The organism is Vibrio sp. 10N.222.52.C3 (genome assembly GCF_041474195.1).
Taxonomy (GTDB): Bacteria; Pseudomonadota; Gammaproteobacteria; order Enterobacterales; family Vibrionaceae; genus Vibrio; species Vibrio crassostreae_C.
In genome coordinates this window covers 1-4425 of sequence record NZ_JBFRTQ010000172.1, presented here as the reverse complement: position 1 = coordinate 4425, position 4425 = coordinate 1, and the positions used below count along the sequence as shown (strand labels likewise).

Annotated in this window: 4 protein-coding genes; 3 read left to right on the top strand and 1 reads right to left on the bottom strand. The window is 46.9% G+C overall.

The features are described from left to right. Window positions 1–1098: sigma-54-dependent Fis family transcriptional regulator (locus AB4517_RS21005; protein ID WP_372149797.1), on the top strand; the 1098-nt coding region annotated here is incomplete at its 5' end. Window positions 1099–1113: 15 nt separating this feature from the next. Here the strand turns inward: AB4517_RS21005 and AB4517_RS21000 are convergent. Beyond that, complete coding sequence (locus tag AB4517_RS21000) at window positions 1114–1965, bottom strand: LysR family transcriptional regulator (RefSeq protein ID WP_372149795.1); 852 nt, start codon at window positions 1963–1965, stop codon at window positions 1114–1116. Window positions 1966–2063: 98 nt separating this feature from the next. On the opposite strand from AB4517_RS21000, the gene AB4517_RS20995 reads away from it, so the two are divergent. Next, window positions 2064–2711 carry a glutathione S-transferase family protein gene (locus AB4517_RS20995; protein ID WP_017069761.1) on the top strand — a complete coding sequence of 216 codons (648 nt, stop codon included), beginning with the start codon at window positions 2064–2066 and terminating at the stop codon, window positions 2709–2711. 143 nt (window positions 2712–2854) lie between these two features. Next, window positions 2855–4297 (top strand): N-acylglucosamine 2-epimerase, encoded by a 1443-nt coding sequence (locus AB4517_RS20990; protein ID WP_372149793.1) that lies wholly within the window; start codon window positions 2855–2857, stop codon window positions 4295–4297. The last annotated feature ends 128 nt before the right edge of the window (window positions 4298–4425 follow it).

Here is a 4425-nt window from a genome sequence, read left to right as displayed (position 1 = left end):
CAACTATTGGATCAAACCTCGATCGTCGGCGAATGCATAGATACCCTGTTCAACCGAACCTCATTAGACACGCCCTTTGTATTTGAGAAACAACACCTCAAACAACCAACCACCAAGCGCACGCTCTCCATTTCAGCATCGTGTGATTTGCACCATGGCGAGCAACAAATTGAACACGCTTGGCAGCAAGCCAACAAGGTAATCGATAAAGGGATCAGTTTGTTGATCTTAGGAGAAACAGGTGTTGGTAAGGGCGAGTTTGTTAAGGCGCTGCACAAGCAAAGCCAACGAAAATCCTCGCCGTTGGTGGCGGTAAATTGTGGAGCACTACCGAAAGATCTTATCGAATCTGAACTGTTTGGCTACGCGCCGGGCGCGTTTACTGGCGCAAGCCACAAGGGTTTTCAAGGTAAGATCCGTCAAGCAGATAAAGGGATTCTATTTCTAGATGAGATCGCCGACATGCCTTTAGAAGCTCAGTGCCGACTACTGCATGTTCTGCAAGACAAATCCGTGGTGCCAGTTGGTTCTAATCAAAGCTATCAAGTCGATTGTCAGATCATCGCTGCAACTCACAAAAACCTCGAGCAGTTAGTCGCAACAGGTGAGTTTAGGCAAGACCTGTATTACAGACTCAATGGCTTAGCCTTCACCTTGCCAAGCCTACAACACCGACAAGACAAGCACGCTTTAATCGAGCACATTCATCGTAAATACGCCGAAGACGAACAGACAATCTGCCCGCACTTGATGAGCTTACTGTGCGCCTATTCTTGGCCGGGTAATATCCGCGAATTAGACAACTTACTTAAGGTTGCTGCTCTATTAGCAAGTGATGAACCCCAACTCACACTCGAGCATGTGCCCAGCCACCTTGCTCAACATCTCACGTCATTAGCACACGATAATCAGCATCAACTCACGCCTCCTAATACCACCAAAGGTACAGCTAATAACGATTTAAGAAGTACCGTTGAAGAAACCTTGCTGCAAACCTATCAAGCCAACCAAGGCAACATAAGTAAGACTTCGAGAATACTCGGTATCAGCCGCAATACCATTTATCGAAAATTGAAAAGCTTGGGAATCCTCCAATAGGAAGATGAACCTAAGCTACTCAGAACCCAGCTCCACAAGTTGATTGAGCACTTCTTTATCCAATACCGGGTGATGCTTACTCGCTAGGATCAGCACAATATCGACCGAAGGCAACGGCGGCATATCATCAAGAATTTTCAAATCTGAAGTCACGCTTAGCTTACCCATCGCACCAATCGCTAATCCTGCTTTCACGATTGCACGCTGCGCTGAAGCGGTATTGCTACACGCCAATAACTGATAAGGCGTGCCCTGCTTGGTTAAGCCATTCACTGCCGCTGCGTGGTACTTACAATCGGTCTGAAACAAGGCTAGTGGGACTGGTTTAGACTCATCGAATGCATAGTCAGGGCTGCTTATCCAAACACCCACATCATGTGTAAGCCAGTAACCCTCTTCACTATCGGGCGCTCGGGTGACAATCGCCGCATCAAGCCTGCCGTCATCCAACCACTCTCTCAGCGTAATGCTGGGCAGGCTGAATATTTGGATTGAACAGGTGGGTTCTGCTTTCTGCAACAGGCGAATCACTTTCGGCAGAATGGTGTCATTGTAGTCTTCAGGGCAGCCGAGTCGCAGAGGTTGTTTGTCTTCGTAACGCTTTACTTGCTTAAGTGCGGTATTGTGAAGGGCGACCAACTGTTCGGCATGAGATCGCAGCGCTAAGCCAGCTTCAGTCAGTATTAAATTACGTCCTTCTTTCTGGAAAAGAGTGACGTTGAGTTCTTCTTCCAACTTACGCATCTGAGCACTGAATGCCGATTGGGTGCGATTTATCTGTTTCGCTGCACGAGTGAAACTACTGGTTTCTACAAACGCGAGAAAGCCTCGCAAAGCATCAATATCCATATTGAAATCACCACCCATCGTTTTTGTTAATGTATTGCATCAAAATTATCCGTTAGTGCGCCGCAATACAATCCCCTAATCTCAAATGCATGCCCACCAAACGCAAGGAAGCAACGATGCAGCTTTATATTGGAAACCAGAACTACTCAACTTGGTCACTGCGCGCATGGCTAATATTCGACAACTACAACCTGAATGCAGAAGTCATCAAGCTCAAGCTGTTCACCTCTGATTTTTACGACACTCTGGCGAAAGTGACGCCAACGGCCAAGGTTCCAACCCTAGTTGATGGTAATGTTGCGGTGTGGGATTCATTGGCGATTCTCGAATACGTTAACGATGCCTATTTGGACGGTGCAGCGTGGCCTAGCTCAGTGAAAGAACGCGCCCATGCCCGAGCAATTTCCGCCGAGATGCACTCTGGGTTCTTTGCCGTCAGAAATGAAATGCCGATGAACTGCCGCGCACAACGAAAGCTCACACTGAGTGAAGACGCACTGAAAGACATCGCTCGTATTGATGCAATATGGTCTGCACAAATGGAACAATACCCAGAGGGATGGTTATTTGGTGAATGGTCGATTGCCGATGCGATGTTTGCACCCGTCGCATTGCGCGTAGAAACCTATGGAATACAACTTTCCGAAAAGGCATCGCAGTATCAACAACGTGTGCTTAACAGTCCATCGATACAAAAATGGCTGGCAGAGGCAAGCTTAGAAACCGATGTGGTTGAAGAAGATGAGGCGGGCAAGCCAGTATAAAATACAAGACACCCTTCCAAAGCTCACTAGTCTGTGAGCTTTTATCTAAACCTTATTAATTTGGTCGATTGTGATCGCCTAATCACAATGTGCAGATGTGATTGTTTATATTCAAATAAATTCAAATAGTTAAGATAAACATCATGTTACGAGCAACGATCGCATTACTCAGTATTACTAGCTTCGCCGTATCTGCCAACGCCCATCTTCCTTCTGGAGAAGAGTGGCTCAACCATGCGACTGAAGGGCTTGCACCTTATTGGTTAATGCCTAGCGCTCAAGGAGAACCGGTAGGAAACTTCCCTACTTTCCGCTGTGATGACGGTACCTTGCTCGATGTTTCTGATGTGTGCCATGAACTAAACAAAGGCTGGATCACGCCACACTTTGGCAAAGAGTTTACGCGGATGAAGTCACGTCAAACTTATGCCTATGGCGTGCTCTACCACCTTAGTGGCGATAAGCAGGCTTTAGCGCTTGCCAAGCAAGGAGCCTACTACCTCATTGATCAGCTAGAAGATAAGCAAAACGGCGGCTTTATCGGCTACACAAAAGAGGGAAAAGTAGGCCAGAATTGGCAGCAGCGTACTTCTCAAGATCAAGCGTATGCATTAGTTGGCCTTGCCATGTACTACTACCTGACTCAAGACAAAAAGGTCGAACAAGCACTCATCGCACAACAAGCTTTTATCTTTGATAAATATCGACTTAGCGACAACAGCGGTCTTGCTTGGGTACTTGCGGATGGTGAAGATGGCAAAGCCACACAGCGTGAACTGGTCGCGCAACTTGATCAGATTAACGGTTATATGCTGTTAGTCGCTCCCCTGCTAAAAGAGCCCACCAAGACAAGATGGCTTGATGATCTAAGTTGGCTGACACAAACCATGGTCGAGCACTACCACTCTGAAGATGAACAACGCTTCTACGGGGCCATTCACAGCAAAGCCGCCAAGATGCCGAATGCTAATCACAACGATTTTGGGCACACCATCAAAGCGTATTGGATGACTTATCTTACAGGCCAAACATTGAATAACTCTGAATGGAAAGAGTTTGGCATCAAAGGGATGAAACACACTCTCGTTCATGCGCAATATCAGAAAAATTTCGTGAGTGTATCCCAATATTATGGCGAAGAACTTCAGAAAGCGTGGAAAGGACAAGAGATAACTGGCTGGCAAAGCAGACCAAACACAAATTGGGCTTCATCATGGGAATGGGCGGAGCTTGATCAAGCAGCAATGACGGTTTCACTTGTCGATGATTCAATGAAAGACGTCCTGCAATACACCCTACCCACTTTTCATGATGTATGGGTCGACCATAAATACGGCGGTGTCGGGCTTGACCCAAAACGCACCAAAGCTTTCCATTGGGGCAACGGTTATCACCAGTTTGAACATGCGCTGATTGGCTATCTATACGCACAGCAAGTTGACGCGAAGCCAGCAGTATTGCATTACGCAAGGCCGACCAACAGCGAGATGCCAATGGAACCGTATTACTATCAAGGCGATGTGGTGGAGCTATTGAATAAAGATGACGGAACGCAGAAGGTCAGTTTCAATAACATTCGACCTTAGCGTTGGTTGTTTGTTCTAAATGGACTTGAGATTCAGGGCTACGGGGAATGGACAAGGTCAAAGAGTTAGCACAATAGTGATGTCGCAGACCAAACAAAAGCCGCTGTTGATGAACTGACCCCCAATAG

What these genes read in the sequence shown, in the direction of transcription:
- AB4517_RS21000 (WP_372149795.1), bottom strand. Translation starts at nt 1,965, where the DNA reads ATGGGTGGTGATTTCAATATGGATATTGATGCTTTGCGAGGCTTTCTC.
- AB4517_RS20995 (WP_017069761.1), top strand. Translation starts at nt 2,064, where the DNA reads ATGCAGCTTTATATTGGAAACCAGAACTACTCAACTTGGTCACTGCGC.
- AB4517_RS20990 (WP_372149793.1), top strand. Translation starts at nt 2,855, where the DNA reads ATGTTACGAGCAACGATCGCATTACTCAGTATTACTAGCTTCGCCGTA.